General features: G+C 65.1%; 11 protein-coding genes. All 11 read left to right on the top strand.

Annotation, left to right across the window (positions count from 1 at the left end; translation table 11 throughout):
* Positions 1-3,513 (top strand): non-ribosomal peptide synthetase (locus GGR71_RS12615; protein ID WP_184451989.1); only part of this gene is annotated, 3,513 nt, incomplete at its 5' end.
* A gap of 4 nt (positions 3,514-3,517) precedes the next feature.
* A complete protein-coding gene (locus GGR71_RS12610; RefSeq protein ID WP_160960593.1) occupies positions 3,518-4,345 on the top strand; it encodes a thioesterase II family protein in 828 nt (275 codons plus the stop codon).
* Complete coding sequence (locus GGR71_RS12605) at positions 4,311-5,390, top strand: TauD/TfdA family dioxygenase (protein WP_237474391.1); 1,080 nt, start codon at positions 4,311-4,313, stop codon at positions 5,388-5,390. The genes GGR71_RS12610 and GGR71_RS12605 overlap by 35 nt, the downstream gene beginning before the upstream one ends.
* A gap of 49 nt (positions 5,391-5,439) precedes the next feature.
* Positions 5,440-7,029, top strand: a complete 1,590-nt coding sequence (locus GGR71_RS12600; protein WP_160960595.1) for an MBL fold metallo-hydrolase — start codon at positions 5,440-5,442, stop codon at positions 7,027-7,029.
* Between the two features lie 90 nt (positions 7,030-7,119).
* Positions 7,120-8,442 carry a diaminobutyrate--2-oxoglutarate transaminase gene (gene ectB, locus GGR71_RS12595; protein WP_160960597.1) on the top strand — a complete coding sequence of 441 codons (1,323 nt, stop codon included), beginning with the start codon at positions 7,120-7,122 and terminating at the stop codon, positions 8,440-8,442.
* Between the two features lie 306 nt (positions 8,443-8,748).
* Complete coding sequence (locus tag GGR71_RS12590; protein ID WP_202405076.1) at positions 8,749-9,825, top strand: DUF1376 domain-containing protein; 1,077 nt, start codon at positions 8,749-8,751, stop codon at positions 9,823-9,825.
* A 334-nt stretch (positions 9,826-10,159) separates the two neighbouring features.
* Positions 10,160-11,305 carry a tyrosine-type recombinase/integrase gene (locus tag GGR71_RS12585; RefSeq protein WP_160960600.1) on the top strand — a complete coding sequence of 382 codons (1,146 nt, stop codon included), beginning with the start codon at positions 10,160-10,162 and terminating at the stop codon, positions 11,303-11,305.
* A complete protein-coding gene (locus GGR71_RS12580; protein ID WP_160960602.1) occupies positions 11,298-11,651 on the top strand; it encodes a hypothetical protein in 354 nt (117 codons plus the stop codon). Before GGR71_RS12585 ends, GGR71_RS12580 begins: the two co-directional genes overlap by 8 nt.
* Before the next feature lie 66 nt (positions 11,652-11,717).
* On the top strand, positions 11,718-12,449 hold the full coding sequence (locus GGR71_RS12575; protein ID WP_184451987.1) for a hypothetical protein: 732 nt from the start codon (positions 11,718-11,720) through the stop codon (positions 12,447-12,449).
* Entirely contained in the window at positions 12,449-14,329 is a 1,881-nt protein-coding gene (locus GGR71_RS12570; RefSeq protein WP_160960604.1) for a hypothetical protein, read from the top strand. The genes GGR71_RS12575 and GGR71_RS12570 overlap by 1 nt, the downstream gene beginning before the upstream one ends.
* Positions 14,326-16,455 (top strand): phage portal protein family protein, encoded by a 2,130-nt coding sequence (locus GGR71_RS12565; protein WP_160960607.1) that lies wholly within the window; start codon positions 14,326-14,328, stop codon positions 16,453-16,455. The genes GGR71_RS12570 and GGR71_RS12565 overlap by 4 nt, the downstream gene beginning before the upstream one ends.
* Positions 16,456-16,470 lie beyond the last annotated feature (15 nt).

Genomic DNA, 16,470 nt, shown 5'->3' with positions numbered 1-16,470 from the left:
CAGTACGCCGACTATGCGGCCTGGCAGCGGCAGTGGTTGCAGGGCGATGTCCTGCAGGAACAGATCGAGTTCTGGCGTTGCCACCTGTCGGGCGCGCCCGCGTTGCTGGAACTGCCGACCGACCACCCGCGGCCGGCGGTGCAACGCTACCGGGGCGCCCGTGTGGCGGTGCGGGTCCCCCCGGCGCTCAGTGCCCAGCTGCAGCGGCTGTCGCAGCAGCACGGCACCACGCTGTTCATGACGCTGCTGGCAAGCTGGTCGGTGCTGCTGGGGCGACTGAGCGGCCAGCACCAGGTGGTGATCGGCAGCCCGGTGGCGAACCGGCAACGTGCCGAGATCGAACCGTTGATCGGCTTCTTCGTCAACACCCTGGCCTTGCGCGTGGACCTGGACGGGGACCCGAGCGTGGCGCAACTGCTGGCGCAGGTACGCAGCACACTGCTGGGCGCCTATGCGCACCAGGACCTGCCGTTCGAGCAGGTGGTCGAAGCGGTACAGCCGGTGCGCAGCCTCAGCCACAGCCCGGTGTTCCAGGCGATGCTGAGCTTGAACAACACGCCCGGTGAGGGGGCGTTGCAGCTCCCCGGCCTGACCCTGGCCGCGTTGGAGACGGGCACGCCCAGCGCGCAGTTCGACCTGTCGCTGGCGCTGAGCGAGACGCCGGATGGACTGGTCGGTGGGCTGGTGTATGCGGCCGACCTGTTCGAGCCGGGGCGCATGGAGCGGCTGCTGGGCCAGTGGCAGACGCTGCTGGCGGCGATGGTGGCCGACGATACGCAAGCCGTCTCGCGCCTGCCGTTGTTGTCGGCGGACGAACGCGAACAGGTACTGCACACGTTCAATGCGACGCGGATGGATGTGCCACAGGACACGCCGATCCACGCCTTGTTCCAGGCACAGGCGTCGCGGCAGCCACAGGCGTTGGCCCTGGCCTGCGGCGACCAACAGCTGAGCTACGGTGCATTGAACGCCCGTGCCAACCAGCTGGCGCATCGCCTGATCGCGCTGGGCGTGCAGCCGGATACGCGCGTGGCGATCTGCCTGCCGCGCAGCGTGGAGATGGTGGTGGGGATCCTGGCGATCCTCAAGGCCGGCGGTGCCTACGTGCCGCTGGACCCGGCGTATCCGGCCGAGCGGCTGGCCTACATGCTTGCCGATGCCGAGCCGGTGGCGCTGCTGACGCAGGCAGCGCTGGCCGAGAAGGTCCAGCACCTGGATCCAACGGCGGGCGTGGCTCAGGTGATCGTGGACGATCCTGCGCTGGCCCTCCAGCCGGCACACGATCCGGTCGTGGCTGGCCTGAGTGCACGGCAGCTTGCCTACGTGATCTACACCTCCGGCTCCACCGGGCGGCCCAAGGGGGTGATGCTCACGCATGCCAACGCCGTCAATCTGGTGGCCTGGGCGCAGGCCAGCTTCAGCACCGCGCAGTTGGCCACGACACTGCTGTCGACGTCGATCAATTTCGACCTGGCCGTGTTCGAGCTGTTCGTGCCGCTGAGCAGCGGCCGCACTGTGCGGCTGGTTGCGGACCTGGTGTCGGCGGGGCAGGCCCTGGACGGGACGACGCTGGTCAACACGGTGCCCTCGGCGATGGCCGCGGTGCTGGACGGTGCGGACCTGCCGGCCTCGGTGACGACGGTGAACCTGGCCGGCGAGCCGCTGAAGCGAGCGCTGGTGGAGCGGGTGTTCGCGACAAGCCAGGCGCAGGTGGTGGCGAACCTGTACGGTCCTTCGGAGACGACGACCTACTCGACCTGGACGGCGATGACGCGGGAGACCGGGTTCGTTGGCCATATCGGCAAGCCGATCGCCAACACCCAGGTGTACGTGCTGGATGCGCAGGGTCAGCCGGTGCCGATCGGGGTGATCGGTGAGCTGTACATCGGCGGTGCTGGTGTGGCCCGCGGCTACTTGAACCGCCCGGAGCTGACCGCCGAGCGTTTCCTGGCCGATCCGTTCGTCTCCGATCCCGACGCCCGCATGTACCGCACCGGCGATCTGGGGCGCTGGCGGCCGGACGGCAACATCGAGTATCTGGGACGCAACGATTTCCAGGTGAAGGTGCGCGGGTTCCGCATCGAGCTGGGGGAGATCGAGGCGCGGTTGGCGGCGTGTGCGGGCGTACGCGAGGCAGTGGTGCTGGCACGCGAAGAGGTGCCGGGCGACAAGCGGCTGGTGGCTTATGTAGTGCCGCAGCAGGGCCATGCCTTGGGTGTGCCCGAGATGCGCCAGACGCTGTCGCAGGCGCTGCCCGAGTACATGGTGCCCAGCGCGTTCGTGATGTTGGAGACCTTGCCGCTGACGCCCAACGGCAAACTGGACCGCGCGGCGCTGCCGGCACCGAACCAGGCGGCCGTGGCCAGCCGAGCGTACGAAGCGCCGGCGGGGGAGATGGAGCAGGCGATCGCCGCGCTGTGGCAGGAGCTGTTGAACCTGGAGAGGGTGGGGCGGCAGGACGACTTCTTCGAATTGGGAGGACATTCCCTGCTTGCGATCAAGCTGATGCATGCGCTAAGGACGCGCTTCGGCGCGGACCTGCCGATCGCGGCGATATTCTCGGCTTCGCGCCTTTGCGACCTTGCTGCAGTGGTCGAGACCGGCTGCCGAACGCAGGCAGTCCTGGTGCCGCTGCAAAGCGCGGGCGAAGACAGGCCGCTGTTCTGCCTGCATCCAGTCGGCGGACAGGTGTTCTTCTATCGGGCACTGGCGCGGCACCTGGCACCACGAATTCCGGTTCACGGCATCCAGGCACAGGAAACGAACGGGTCCGCGCACAAATTTGCGACCATCGCGGAAATGGCGCATGCATACGCACAGGCCATCCGCATCGCGCAGCCGTTGGGGCCTTACCGCCTGTTGGGGTGGTCGACGGGCGGCGTCATTGCGGCAGCGGTGGCAGCGCAGTTGATCGAGGAGGGCGAGGAGATCGAGTACCTCGTCCTTGTCGACTCTCGCTCCAACGTCGACGATGCGGGCCTGGATGACGATGCTCTGCTGCTCAAGGCCGCACTGGTGGAACTGCGTGGAAGCGGGTACTCCTGGAAGCAGGGCGCCCAGGAGCACGCAATGCCCGGCTCCAGTGAAGTCGCCGCGCTGTTGCAGATGACGTTTTCCGACGCGGAGCCATTGCTGAGTCAATGGCTGACGCCGGACCTCGATGCCGCTGCCTTCTCCCATTTCAAGGCGCAAGTGCCTGTCACCCATGGACACCTGCGGTTGCTCGCAGGCTACCGTCCTAGCCCCGTGCCGGCCCCTGTGCAGACATTCTGGGCGATGCGCCAGGACGCCGTCGCTCCGATAGGCTCGCCAATGCGCGCTGCCGAGCCGTGGACCAGTGAGGGCAGGAGCCATTACCTCGAGACGGATCACTACGGTCTGATGAGAGACCCCCACGTGCAGTGCATCGCCGCCGCGATCGAGGACGCTTTGGGAGATGGCAGTAAGCCGCAGGACCGCACGTACCTCCACGTGGCAGCCTCTACACGGGCGGCCGCCCCTGAGGGAGTTTGACGTCATGCACCATACCCCCTGGATCGTCCACATGACCGCCGCACCGCCGCGGATGCGACTTTTCTGCTTCGCCTACGCAGGCGGAAGCGCCTTCAATTTCGCTGCGTGGCGCCCCGCGTTGCATCCGTCTGTCGAGATCTGCGCGCTGCAGCTCCCTGGACGGGGCGCACGCATCGCGGAAGCCCCGATCGCTTCGATGCAGACCTTGCTCAGGGCGATGGCGCCGGCGATCACACAGCAGGGCAGCTTGCCATTCGCCTTCTTCGGCCATAGCGTCGGAGCGCTGATCGCATTCGAACTCGCGCGCTATCTGCGTCTGCACGGGATTGCAGGCCCGCGACACCTGTTTGCCTCGGGATGTCAGGCGCCGCGGTTCCGTAGCCCATCCAGGCAGTTGCGGCAGCTGTCGGATGCCGACTTCATCGAGGAATTGCGTCACTACAACGGAACACCTGCCGAGGTGCTGGAAAGTCGCGAACTGATGTCGCTCATGCTGCCGGCAATCCGCGCCGACTTCACCCTGGCCGAGGACTACGCCTATCGGCCAGGCCCTTTGTTGCAGGTTCCGCTCAGTGTCTACGCCGGCCGGCAAGACGACAACAAGGGCCACGGTCAGGTCGAGGGATGGGCGAAGGAGACATCCGCCGCTTGCCGTACCACGTGGTTCGACGACGGCCACTTCTTTATCAACACACAGCGCAGTGCCGTGCTCGATCACCTCAACAGCGAGTTGGAAGGCATGATTGAGCAGTTGCCTGCGCGCAGTCCAACCACCGCAGACCCAGCGCGCAGCGCGCATGCCGCCATTACTGGCCACCCACGCATGCTCTAGCCAGACCAACACCGCATGTTTCACTTGCCGCATCGGCATCGGCGCGCGCCCGTACATCGCATCACACCGCATGGAGACCGGTTTTATGAAAGTGAGTTCCCTGTTCTCGACCTCGGACCACCACCCGGTGGTCGTCACGCCAGAGGCGGACGCCAGCCTGGACACGTTGCAGGGCTACCTGGCAAATGAAAGCGCCAGAATTGAGGAGCTGCTGTTGCAGCATGGCGGGATTCTCTTCCGCGGCTTCGATCTGAAGGGTGCGCAGGACTTCCACAATTGTGCCGAGCGTCTGGGAGGCAAGCCGTTCGGCTACGTGGGTGGCGATTCGCCGCGCAATCGCGTGGTTGCAGATGTCTTCACCTCTACCGAGTACCCGGCCACCGAGGTGATCTCGCTGCACAACGAGATGTCCTACCTGCCGGACTGGCCGACGCGCCTGTTCTTCTACAGCCTGATCCCGGCCGCTTCGGGCGGACAGACGTCGCTTGCCAGCAGTCGTGACATCCTGCAGCAGCTGCCGCAGGACATCGCCGACAAGTTTCGAGAGAAGAAGATCAACTACATCCGCAACTTTCAGCCGAACATTCCGTTCGGGAAGAGCTGGCAGGCGACCTACCAGACCGAGGACCGTGCCCAGGTGGAGAAGATCGCCGCCGAACAGGGATCGGTCTGCACATGGTCGGCCGACGGCATGTTGCGCGTCTCCACTCGCTGCGATGCCGTCACGACGCATCCCCGCACGGGCGAGGAGGTCTGGTTCAACCAGGCCGAGCAATGGCATGCGTCGGCATTGAATCCCGCCATTCGCGGCATGTTCGAGCAGATGGTGGGGAAGGGCAATCTCCCGCATGAGTGCGAGTACGGCGATGGCGAGGCCATGGAGGAGGATGTGCTTGCGCAGGTGCGCAAGGTCCTGAACCGGAACAAATTGCTGTTCGATTGGCAGCGCAACGACCTGCTGATGATCGACAACGTCCTGATGATGCATGGCCGCGAGTCGTTCAAGGGCGAACGTAAGACGCTCGCTTACCTTTCCTCCACCTGAGCGGGCCGCTGCCGCGTCTCCATGCGTAGAACCTCTATAGGGATATTCGATGCTTCCAACTGATACCGTTTTTCTGAAATCCGGGACAAAGATCGAGCCGCTGGTATCGGGCTGGTACGCATGGCCGTACCTGATCGCCCCGGCGCAGCTGGCGATGAACCTCAAGTTCCGCCTGCTGCCGCTGATGCAATCGTTCGTGACCAATCCCGCCGCGCACCTGGCCGCGAGCAGCGATCCGGCAATGTACGGTGGCCCGTTCGTCAGCCTGGCAGTGGAAGATGTCCCTGCGGTCGAGCAGTTGATGGCGCAGACACAGGAGCAGTGCGCGCCCCTTTTGACCTTCGCCGAGGATCTGAAGAACTTCAGTGCCACGCTTCAGGCCGAAGCCAACGGGTTCTCGCTCAACGGCTTCTACTCCAAGCTGCCACCATCACTGCGCGGTCTCGTTGAGTGCCTGTACGACACCAACGACCATCCGGGCCTGCGCCTCTTCGAGGATCTGGTCTACGACGAAGGCATGGGCGGCAAACAGGAGATCCTGCTGCAGTTGATCGGTGAGCAGGACCGCCACTTCTTCATGAGCACGCCTCGCCTTGACGACAAGAATTCCTATCGTGTCGCAATGCAGTTCTCCGACAAGCGGATGGACGTGCTGGCGGGCATGCGCACCACGCCCAGGCCGTTCCAGGAAATCGCGGCATTGTTCGAGGTGGGCGCCGACGCCGCACCGGCCTTCGCCGAGTTCTTCACTACGACACCACCGGCAAAGAACGGAGCCGCCCACTATGCCGGGGACGAAGTGCGCATGCGCTATTTCGGCCATGCCTGCGTCCTGTTTCAGAGCAGCCAGGTCTCGGTCCTTTTCGACCCAATGGTGGCATTCGAGACGAAAGACGACGGTCGGTTTACCTACAACGACCTCCCCGAGTTCATCGACTATGTGGTGCTGACGCATTCCCACCAGGATCACTTCTGCGCGGAAATGCTGATCCAGCTGCGACACCGGATCGGCAAGGTGATCGTGCCCTCGAACAACAGCGGCAATATCGCCGATCCGTCCATGAAACTCATGCTGCGCTCGTTGGGATTCGAGGACGTCGAAGTGCTGGATGCGTTCGAGCGTGTCGAGATCCCGGACGGAGAGATCCTCAGCCTGCCATTCACCGGCGAGCACGCGGATCTCAGCATCTACAGCAAGCATGCCATTGCGCTGACGCTCAAGGGCCGCAAACTCATGTTCCTGATCGACTCAGATGGCGTCGATGGCGTGCTCTACCAGCGCATGATGCGTCGCGTGGGCCGGATCGACGCGCTGTTCCTGGGAATGGAATGCCACGGTGCGCCGCTGGCCTGGTTGTACGAACCGTTGCTCGGCAAACCGGTCAGCCGCAAGAACAACGAGTCACGGCGCCTGTCGGGAGCCAACTGCGAACGCGCCTGGAACGTATTGAGCGAGGTGCAGCCGCCTCGAGTCTTCATCTATGCGATGGGGCAGGAGCCTTGGCTGCAGTACATGATGGGCCTGAAGTACGAGCCTGACAGCATCCAGTTGGTGGAGTCGGACATGTTCCTGGACAAGTGCAGGCAGGCGGGGATCCCGGGCGAGCGTCTATTCTGCAGCAGGGAGCTGGAGTTCTGAACGGGACGGGCGTCGTGCCCACAAGCGGCGCGCGATGCGGAAAATCCGGACGCCGTGCGGTGTCAATCCAATCGAATCAAGGAGCGTTCAATGTCCGTCTGCGCAGTCGTCGAGCTTGAGGAAACTTCGGCCGTCCAAGACTCTTTTCAGATCTTCGCAGAGGTCGAATCCGGCGTCAGAAGCTATTGCAGGAGATTCCCCGCGATGTTCGCTACAGCGCGGAACGCGGTCTTGGAGGATGAGGCAGGGCGGACGTATATCGATTTCCTGGCTGCAGCCGGCTCGCTCAACTACGGGCACAACAATCCGCTGGTACGCGACAGGTTGATCGCCTATCTGTCGAACGATGGCGTAACCCAGGCGCTGGATATGCATACACTCGCGAAACGCGATTTTCTGCGCGAGTTCAAGCGCGTCATCCTGTCGCCAAGAGGCTACGACTACCGAGTGCAGTTCACCGGGCCGACCGGCACCAACGCGGTGGAAGCCGCATTGAAGCTGGCACGGAAGGTGACCGGGCGGCGTAATGTCGTCGCCTTCACCAACGCCTTCCATGGCATGACGCTGGCGTCGCTGGCCGCGTCGGCGAGGGCGTCCAAGCGTGCGGCGGCCGGTGTTTCCCTGCACGACATCGTACGCATGCCCTACGATGGCTTCCTGGGCAAGGACATCGATTCGCTGGATGTGGTCGAAGCCTTGCTGCTGCGGGGCGGGTCGGGCATCGACCTGCCCGCCGCGTTCATTGTCGAGACGGTGCAGGCTGAAGGCGGCATCAACGTGGCGTCTTCCACGTGGCTTGCGCGCCTGGCCGAGCTGGCCAGGAGGCACGACATCATGCTCATCGTTGACGACATCCAGGCCGGCTGCGGCCGCACCGGGGCGTTCTTCAGCTTCGAGCGCGCCGGAATCACCCCCGACATCGTGTGCTTGTCAAAGTCGATCTCCGGCTATGGCCTGCCGATGTCCCTGGTATTGATGAAGCCCGGCCTGGACTGCTGGGAGCCGGGCGAGCACAACGGAACGTTCCGCGGCAACAATCTCGCCTTCGTGGCCGCGACCGCGGTGTTGAGCTACTGGGAAGACGCCAGGTTTTGCAACGCGATCGACCACCGGGCACTGCTGATCAGGGAGGCTCTTCGTTCCATCCAGGCGTCCGCGCCGGAGCACATCAGCGAGGTGCGGGGGATCGGCATGTTGCAGGGCTTGGTTTTCCTGGACCGGCACATCGCCGATGCCGTCTCACAGACTGCGTTCGAATTGGGATTGATCGTCGAACTCTGTGGCCCTGAAGAAAATGTCGTCAAGCTGATACCGCCCCTGACCATCGAGGAGACGGTACTGACGGACGGGCTTGAACGCCTTGCTGCCGCAGTCCAGGCAGAGTGCGGAAAAGCCGCCCAGCGGAAGCGATAGCCATGATGCGCGGCAACCGCAGATTCCTGATCCTGGGTGCGCGGGGACTAGAGCCAGCAATCAAAGTCTGTGTTTTACATAAGATACAGTAGCTTACATCCTAAGCTATTGATTTAACGGAGACGCCCATAAGCGCCCCCGTCAACTTCGACTAAACCGAGGGTGCCGCCGGGAAGGAAATTTCCCGGTGCAATACCACAACCCAACCGCGCAGCTTCTGGGGGATCGCGGCCCCATCGCAGTCGGAAGCCGACACTACTACGTCCGGCGGCCAGGCCACCGAAACGGCGGTTTCCGGAGGCCCTTGTGAGCTGCGACCGCGCGCCCTTGGTCCCCGCCGAGGTGGACCTGCGCGGCATGCCGTTCATGCCGCTGGACGTCAACCGCCTCCGCGACAGCGATCTGGCGATCACATCGACTGGCGATGAGTTCAAGGCGGCCGTACTGCTGTGGTGCGCGGCGTGGAATCAATCGCCCGCGGCGAGCCTGCCACAGGACGACCTGTCGCTGTCCGCATACGCCGGGTACGGCCCGGACGTGCGCCGGTGGAAGCGCGTAAAGGCCGGCGCGCTGCGCGGGTTCGTACTGTGCAGTGATGGTCGGTACTACCACCCGGTGATCGCCATCAAGGCGCTCGAGGCGTGGGCGGAACGCCTCGAGTTCCGCGAGATGAAACAGAACGAGCGCGAGCGGAAAGAACGCGAAAGGCGTGATCGTGCAGAGATTTTCGCCAAGCTACGCGAAAAGGGCCACGTCCTGCCGCACACAACCCCCACAGGTCGGCTTCGCGAATTGCTGGCGTCCCTCGAACCGGAGCCGCCGAAAGGTCACCCACCTGTCACCGTGACAGGTCACGCCGATGGCACGGCTAAGACAGGGATTGGAAAGGGACAGGGACAGGGAGAGGGACAGGGAAGGGAGCTTTTCAAAGCTTCTGCTACCAACAATACGAGCGCTGACACCTCCACTGGGCCGGCCGCCGAATTGGCGCGCGCGCTCAGGTCGATGGGCTGGAGCGAATGCGCCGATGGCCATCCGGAGTTGCAGGCCGCTGCTGCACAAGGGATTACAGCGCAGCACATTCAGGCCGCTGCGGCAGGCAAGGGCGGGAAGTCGATCAGCTACATCGTGGCGCGGGCGCGTGGCATGCGGGATGACGCGGCCAGCGGAAGCACCACTGGCACCACACCCAACAACGTGGTGCCGATCAATCCAGCCGAGGCACAGATTGCTGCCGAGCGCCGGCGCCTCGAGGACCAGGTGTACATGGCAGAGAACGATCTGCGTTTGGGCCTGATCACTGCCGAGGTCCGCAACGAACGGGTGGCCGAACTGCAGGCCGAACTCGCCAGCCTGGCGAGCGCAGGGGAGTCGCGCTCATGATGCTTCGACCACCATCATTGCGCGCAAACGCAGTAGTGCCAGCGGAGCGCAGCCCAGCAGCAGGGGGCTGCAAGCCAGCAGGGGCGGGCCGAGCCGCTGGCGCCTCCCTCAATTGTTACCATTTCGTTAAGATAACGAACCGGCCGGGGCGGGGCCGTAACCCATTGAATGCAATGGGAATGGTTCGTATCGCCCGGGTCGGGGCGCTACGCCAGCCGGGCGGCAGGGGGCACCCCCCCTTCAAACTCCCCCAGGGGGCGCTACCCCCCGCCAACTATTGGCCCCTCGAAAAATGGGAAGGGGTCCATGGGCACCGGGCCGCTGGAGGCGCGCCGTGAGCGCCCTGGTGCGCGAGGAAGCGCCGCTTCCGGACGAGGTGATGGAGTTGCTGCCGGCGCTCCCGAACGGCCCGCAGTTGCCCGCACAGCGGGCGTGGCTGCTGGCTGGCGACCCACGCTTTGCCGGGGTGATGCGGCGCGTTGAGCGCCGCGGCCTGCCGGCGCGCTCGCTCGCGGAACTGTGGCTGTGGCTGCTGCACCTGACGATCGACATGGCGTCTCGCCCGGAGACGACAGGCCAGTCCTATGCCCGCACCGTCGCGCGCTACCTGCGCTGGTGTGCGGCCGATGGCATCGACTTCGAGCGGGTGGGCACTGCGGACTTCGATCGCTGGCAGCGTTGGTTAGCGATCGAGTGCCGTAACGGGGCGAACTGGCGCGCGAAGCAGGTGCAGGCCGTCCGCAATTTCTACGACTGGCGCCGCTCGCGTGGTCTGGCCGAGTCCAACCTGGCCGCGGATCTGACCGGGCCTCGTATTCGGCCGAAGCCGCCGAAGAAATACACCGAGGATCAGTTGCGGTCCCTGTTCCGCGCAATTGAGGCGGGGCCGGCGATCCGCGCCAAGCGCGACCGCTGCGTCGTGCTGCTGTTGCTCGCGACCGGGATGCGCCGCGAGGAACTGGCGACGCTGCAGTTGATCGGTCTCGAGTTGACCAGGCGCACGGGTGTTGTCCGCATCGCCGGCAAGGGAGCGAAGGAGCGCGAGGTGCCGTTCGAGGGGCCGGTGGTCGACGCCGTCCGCGATTGGCTGGAACAGCGGGAATCCCTGCCATTCGACTTTGACCGCGAGGCGCTGTTCGTCACGCTGACCGGGCCGACCCGCGGGCAGCGCCTATCGCTGCGCGGGCACGAAACGCTGATCGCCTTCCACGCGAAGGAAGCGAAGCTGCGCGAGTGGGGAATCCATCGCTTCCGCGTGACCTTTGCGACCCAGTTGTACGACGACGGTGCGGACATCGAGACCATTCGTGCACTGATGGGCCACGAAAGCATCGAGACCACGCGCCGCTACCTCGCGGTATCCGAACGCGCCAGGCGCACCCGCCTCAGTGCAGATCGTCAGCACCGTGTGCTGGGGACGAAACCCACCGGCACGCCCCTGTGGGCGCGCATTGCTTCCGGAGAACTCACCCGTGATTGATGAAATTCAGTTCAGCGCCAAGGGCGCCCGCAACACCACGGCGTTCGAGCAGCGCCTCTTGGCGACGGTGCAAGGCGATTCCGTCTGGGGCGTGATCGCCGGCAGGCTGGTCAAGGAGCTGGGGCCACAGATTGCTGCCGACGTAATGGCGATCCTGTTGGACGAGGCGGGCGGCGGAAAAGTGTACGTGCCGCATCGGAAACAGTTCTTCGAGCGCCTATGGCGCGAAGAGCGCGACGCCCTGATTTGTGCGATGGCGGCGCGGCCGGACTGGAGCTATGCCGACATCGCGCGCTCCTTCGGCATCAACCGCGGCCGCGTCCGCTCCATCGTGCTGCGTGGATAACGCCTGTGCCGCGCTGGTACGCGATGGGGCGGACATGTCACAGATCGCCATGGTAGACAGTCGCCCGTGACCACGCCCCCCAGCCACCCGCCGAAAAGCGCGCTCAGCGAGCGCCAGTTGCAGCAGCGCCGCGAGGCAGCCGCTAAGTCCACGGGGCCGCGCACGGAAGAGGGCAAGGCGCGCAGTAGCCGCAACGCCTGGAAACATGGCCTGTCGAGCGCCATCAACCGTGCCCATTTCGACAATGGGCTGCAGAGCTTGCTCGGCGCCATGGGCAAGCCGTGCCAGACCACGTGCCCGAAGTATCCGTGCGCGCTGGTGCAGGATGAAATCACGGCGCCCGGTGGCAGTTGCATGGACAAGCAGGTCTATGTCCAGGCCTTTGGCAGCATCATCGATGCGCTCGAAAACAAGTCGCTGGCCGGGGTCGGCGCCATGATGGCCTCGGAGATCGCCGCCGCGCTGCAGATGCTGCACGATCTGCGCGCCAGCATTGCCACGCAAGGGCACGTGATCGGAATTCCCATGGTCGACGGCGACGGCAACGTGATCACCCGGAGGGATGGCACTGAGGTCATCGGCAAGTACATCGCCAACCCTGGCTATCCGATGATGCTCAAGACGCTCGAGGTGCTGGGCATCAACCTGCCCGAGCTGCTGGTGACCCACCAGTCGCAGGCCAGGGCCAAGGTCGAGACCGAGAAAGTCGATGCGATGCAGACGATGCTCGGTGGCATCTTCCAGCGAGGTAATGCCAAGCGCGCGCCGCGGGTCATCGAACACGGCGAGGGCGAGTGATGCCCCGCCAGCGCACGGCCGTCAGCCGCCTGCAGGCGCAGATGCTGGACCGCGGCGTCTACGACATCGACGAATACGAAGCGTGGCTGGCAGAGCGGGGATGGTCCTGGAAGCAACTGGAGCGTGGGGATTACGACATCACCGTCGAGGAATCGCTGGTGATGTTCACGTTCGAGTGTCCGCTGCGCTGGGCTGAAACCTACCTGTTTGAGCCGGACAGTGGCGACCCGTACCGCTTCTGGGACTACCAGCGCGAAAGCGTGCGCGCGTGGATGCAGGACGTGGTGCACCAGGATGGCGCCGAATGTGGCAAGACGCGCGAGATCATCGCGCTCATCGCCTGGGCCGGGTGTACGGCGGTCGGCGGCCGCGTCGCGAATCCCTGGTCGCTGGTCGCAGCGCCGCAGCAAACCCACCTGGACGAAATCATCCTGGCGCTGGAGGAACAGTTCGGCGTCGCCGAGGGCATGCCGCAGAAGACGCTGATCAGCCACTTCTGGATGAAGCCTAAGCGCACGCCGCACATGATGCACCGGTTCTTGTCGCCGAATCCGCTGCGTCCGGACAAGCCGAGCATCGCGCGCACCTACTACCGCCCGGGCGGGCACGACGGCGAAGCCTTCCGCGGCGTGCACGTCAACGCGTTTGGGCTGTTCGACGAAGCGGCCAAGGTCAAGAACAAAACCATCTTCAGCGAGTTCTGGCGGGCACTCAAACCCGGCTGCAGATCGCGCCTCTACTCGGTGCCCGATGGCGACCGCGGAAGCGAGTATTTCAGGCAGACGCAGCAGGCGGTGATCAATCTCCCGGTCGGGAAGGCCGGCAGCCGCTTGTTCCGTTGGCAACAGACGATGAAGCCTGCGCCGTTCTGGTCGCAGGAGCGCGAGGCGGACATGGTGCGCCGCTTCAACGGGCGTAACACGCCGGGATACCAGCGCAACGTATTGGGCGAGCACGGGCAGGCCGAGAATCCCGTGTGGCCGTGGGGTGCGCTACTGCCCAATGTCGTCGAGTCGCAGGGCTATCGCGTGTTTCGGCTGCATGCCGATGCCGAAGCCGACACGCTGAACATCGAGGTGCAAGCGGTGCGGTTGACGATGACGGATGGGCGCAAAGCCGGCGAATATGAGTGGCGCGAGGACACCAGCGTTGCCCTTTCGCCGTTGCTCAAGGGGCGCGATGAAGACCGCCGGCGGGCGATGCGCGACATCCTGCGCCCGCATCTGGCCGCAATCGCATCGGGTGTGTTCTGGGCGGGCGCCGACTTGGGCGAGCGCAACGACCCGACCGAGATCATCCTCAGCGAGGAAGTGGGCACGGTACTGCACGACAGGGTGCGCATCCAGGCGCGCGGCTTCCCGTACCACCTGCAGGACGAATTGATCTACGTGCTGGATGGACTGTTCGGCCACCTGCCGTTCTGGGGCGTTGACCTGGGCAGCGCCGGCACAACGGTCGTGAAGGATCTGATCAGCGTGGACCGCTTTGCAGATGCAAGTTTTGAGGACCGCATGGTGGGCTTCCATTTCCAGCAGTCGGTCGAGTGCATCGGCGAGGACGGCGCAGTGCTGGAGGACGAAGACCCGCGTACCGGCGAGCGCAAGATACGGGTTGCACCCGCCAAGCACTGGGCGACGCAGTGCATTAGCGCGCGCCTGCAGGATGGCGGGTATGCGCTGCCGTACGACACCGATGCCCTCAACGCGATGGCGACACAGACCGCCCGCGAAGGCGCGAAGTGGCCCATCTACAGCAAGAACGACGACCATCACCCCGACGCGCGCCGGCAGCAGATGCTGCGCAAGCTGCGCGCCCTCATTGACGACGGCGCCGGCGTGGACGTTTTCGCCGCGAGTGCCACCCGAAGGAATGCCGCATGAACCTCAATCCCTTCCGCCGCCGCAAGAGCGCTGACGCCACGCGCAATCAGCGCGGCAGCGTCGCTGCTGCAACCCGTGATGCGCATGGCCTCGGCGCCTGGTCCGGCATTCTCGGGCAGTGGGAGCCGCGGGCCGTGTCGCCCTGGCTTTACGAAGCGCTGAAGGAGGCTGTGCCGATGCTGGATGCCGGCATTTCGCGGCTCGCCACGCTGGACGGCATCATCCAGGTGCAGGGGGATAACGACAAGCTGGTCGCAGAAATCGAAGACTGGATGGCCAATGTCCCGGTCAACGACCTGGAAAACGGATTCCAGGCGGCCTATGCCAGCCAGAGCGAAGAACTCTACGAGCAAGGGTTGGGGGTGGTCGAGTTCGTCTATTCGCCGGACGGGCGCGATGTCGTCGGGCTTCGCGTGGCCGACAGCAAGGGCATTGGCTTCGTCCGCGATAGCGACCGCATGCGCGTGTTCTACCGCGCCCCGCGCGTGGACGGCGACCGCCGTGCGGATGGCATGGGCAACGTCGAGTCCATTCTGCGCCGCGCGGTCCGCAGCAGTGACCCCGTCAGCACGCTCACCGGAGTCGGCTACACCGAACTGGACCCCGCGCAGTTGATGATCAGCGTCCATCGTCCCGAGGCCGACAACCCCTACGGCACGTCAGTGCTGCGCAGTGTCCCTTTTGTGGTGCAGATCCTACTGCGCATGCAGAACGCCACGGGGCGCGTCTGGGAGCGCTTCGGCGACCCATCGTTCCACGTCCAGTACAGCACCAAGAATCGGAAAATCACCAGCGGCGATGCGCAGAAGCGTGCCGAGCAGATCACCGCCGCCCTCGGCCAGGCGCTCACAGCGAAGGCGTCCGGAAACAGCGTGGACCTGTCGACCGGCACGGGCGCCGACGACGAAATCAACATCAACGTGATCGGCGCAGTGGGTGAAGCGCTCGAGATCGAAATGCCGGCCAAACACATGCTGGAGCAGATCGTGGCGGCGCTGGAAGTCCCCGCGTGGATGTTGGGCGTGTCCTGGGCGCAGGCAACCGGCATCGGTGAGCCGCAATCGGAACTGGTGCTGCAGTCATCCAAAACGCGATTCGCGCGGCGCGAATCCAGCCTGCGGCGACCCATCGAGGCAATGCTGCGCGCGCGTGGGCGCACCTGGAAGCGCGGCGACTGGGCGCTGGTGCAGCAGTTGCCCAACCTGCGCGACGAACTCAAGCGGGCGCAGGCAAACTTCCTCAATCGCCAGGCGGAAATGATGGGGTCCGGGGGCGCCGATCCGGCTGCATCGCCCCGCGGCGTGGACAACAATCTGCGCGCCGCCCGCGCGTCGCAGCGCAAGGGCGCTGACGATCCGGAGGGTGAACCCTGGGCCGAGTCCGATCCGGCGCTGCACGCCCTGGAGCGCCGCACGATCGAGGGCATGGGGGCGACCTGGTCTGCGCATGCCGGCCGGGTGATGGAGTTGCTGGGTCTCGCGCAGCCTGGGACCGAACCGTACCGGTTCGACCTGCAGCAACTGCCGCAGATGCTGTACCTCGGCGATCGCGCATCTGCGACGCTGGGCGCGCAGTTGCTGTCGGCATCGGTGGATGCCTGGGATCGCGGCGTCGCCAACGCGGCCGAAGACGTGGGCGGCGGCAAGCACGCGCGGAAGGCGCCAGTGGCGCTGGAAGACGACCCGGAGCTGGTGGATGCCATTGCGCGCATGCGCGAGTCGATCCGCGCGCAACTGCGTAGCAGTGGGCTGGCGAAGGTGTCCGATGGCATCGTGCGCGTCTACCGGGAGCGGATCGTCGCCGCGCTCACCGCGGGCGAGTTCGACGGCCAGAACCCGGTCAACGTCGCGCGGGAGTTGTCCGAGCGCTTCGATGCAGGCGACTACAACTGGGAGCGCTTGGCCCGCAGCGAAATCGGCGAGGCCCAGGCAGTCGGAAAAATGGATCTGTACGCGCAGCAGGGGGTCGAGTGGTACGACTACGAGACCGCTGGTGATGGCAAGGTCTCGCGCATCTGCCGCGAGTTGGAGGCCGCCGGACCGTATCGCGTCGGAGATCCGGCGTCGCCGATCCCGGTGCGCGATAGCCACCCGAATTGCCGCTGCACAGCCCGCGCCCGTGCCTGACCTGTGACCTGCTGG

This window comes from Xanthomonas sp. F1, assembly GCF_014199855.1.
The sequence above is the reverse complement of the archived record's forward strand: the minus strand, read 5'-3'. Positions and strand labels throughout refer to the sequence as shown.

Bases quoted from the DNA above. Each gene is read 5' to 3' on its own strand.
- GGR71_RS12605 (WP_237474391.1), top strand. From the start codon at position 4,311: ATGCCGCCATTACTGGCCACCCACGCATGCTCTAGCCAGACCAACACC.
- GGR71_RS12565 (WP_160960607.1), top strand. From the start codon at position 14,326: ATGAACCTCAATCCCTTCCGCCGCCGCAAGAGCGCTGACGCCACGCGC.
- GGR71_RS12570 (WP_160960604.1), top strand. From the start codon at position 12,449: ATGCCCCGCCAGCGCACGGCCGTCAGCCGCCTGCAGGCGCAGATGCTG.
- GGR71_RS12610 (WP_160960593.1), top strand. From the start codon at position 3,518: ATGCACCATACCCCCTGGATCGTCCACATGACCGCCGCACCGCCGCGG.
- ectB (WP_160960597.1), top strand. From the start codon at position 7,120: ATGTCCGTCTGCGCAGTCGTCGAGCTTGAGGAAACTTCGGCCGTCCAA.
- GGR71_RS12600 (WP_160960595.1), top strand. From the start codon at position 5,440: ATGCTTCCAACTGATACCGTTTTTCTGAAATCCGGGACAAAGATCGAG.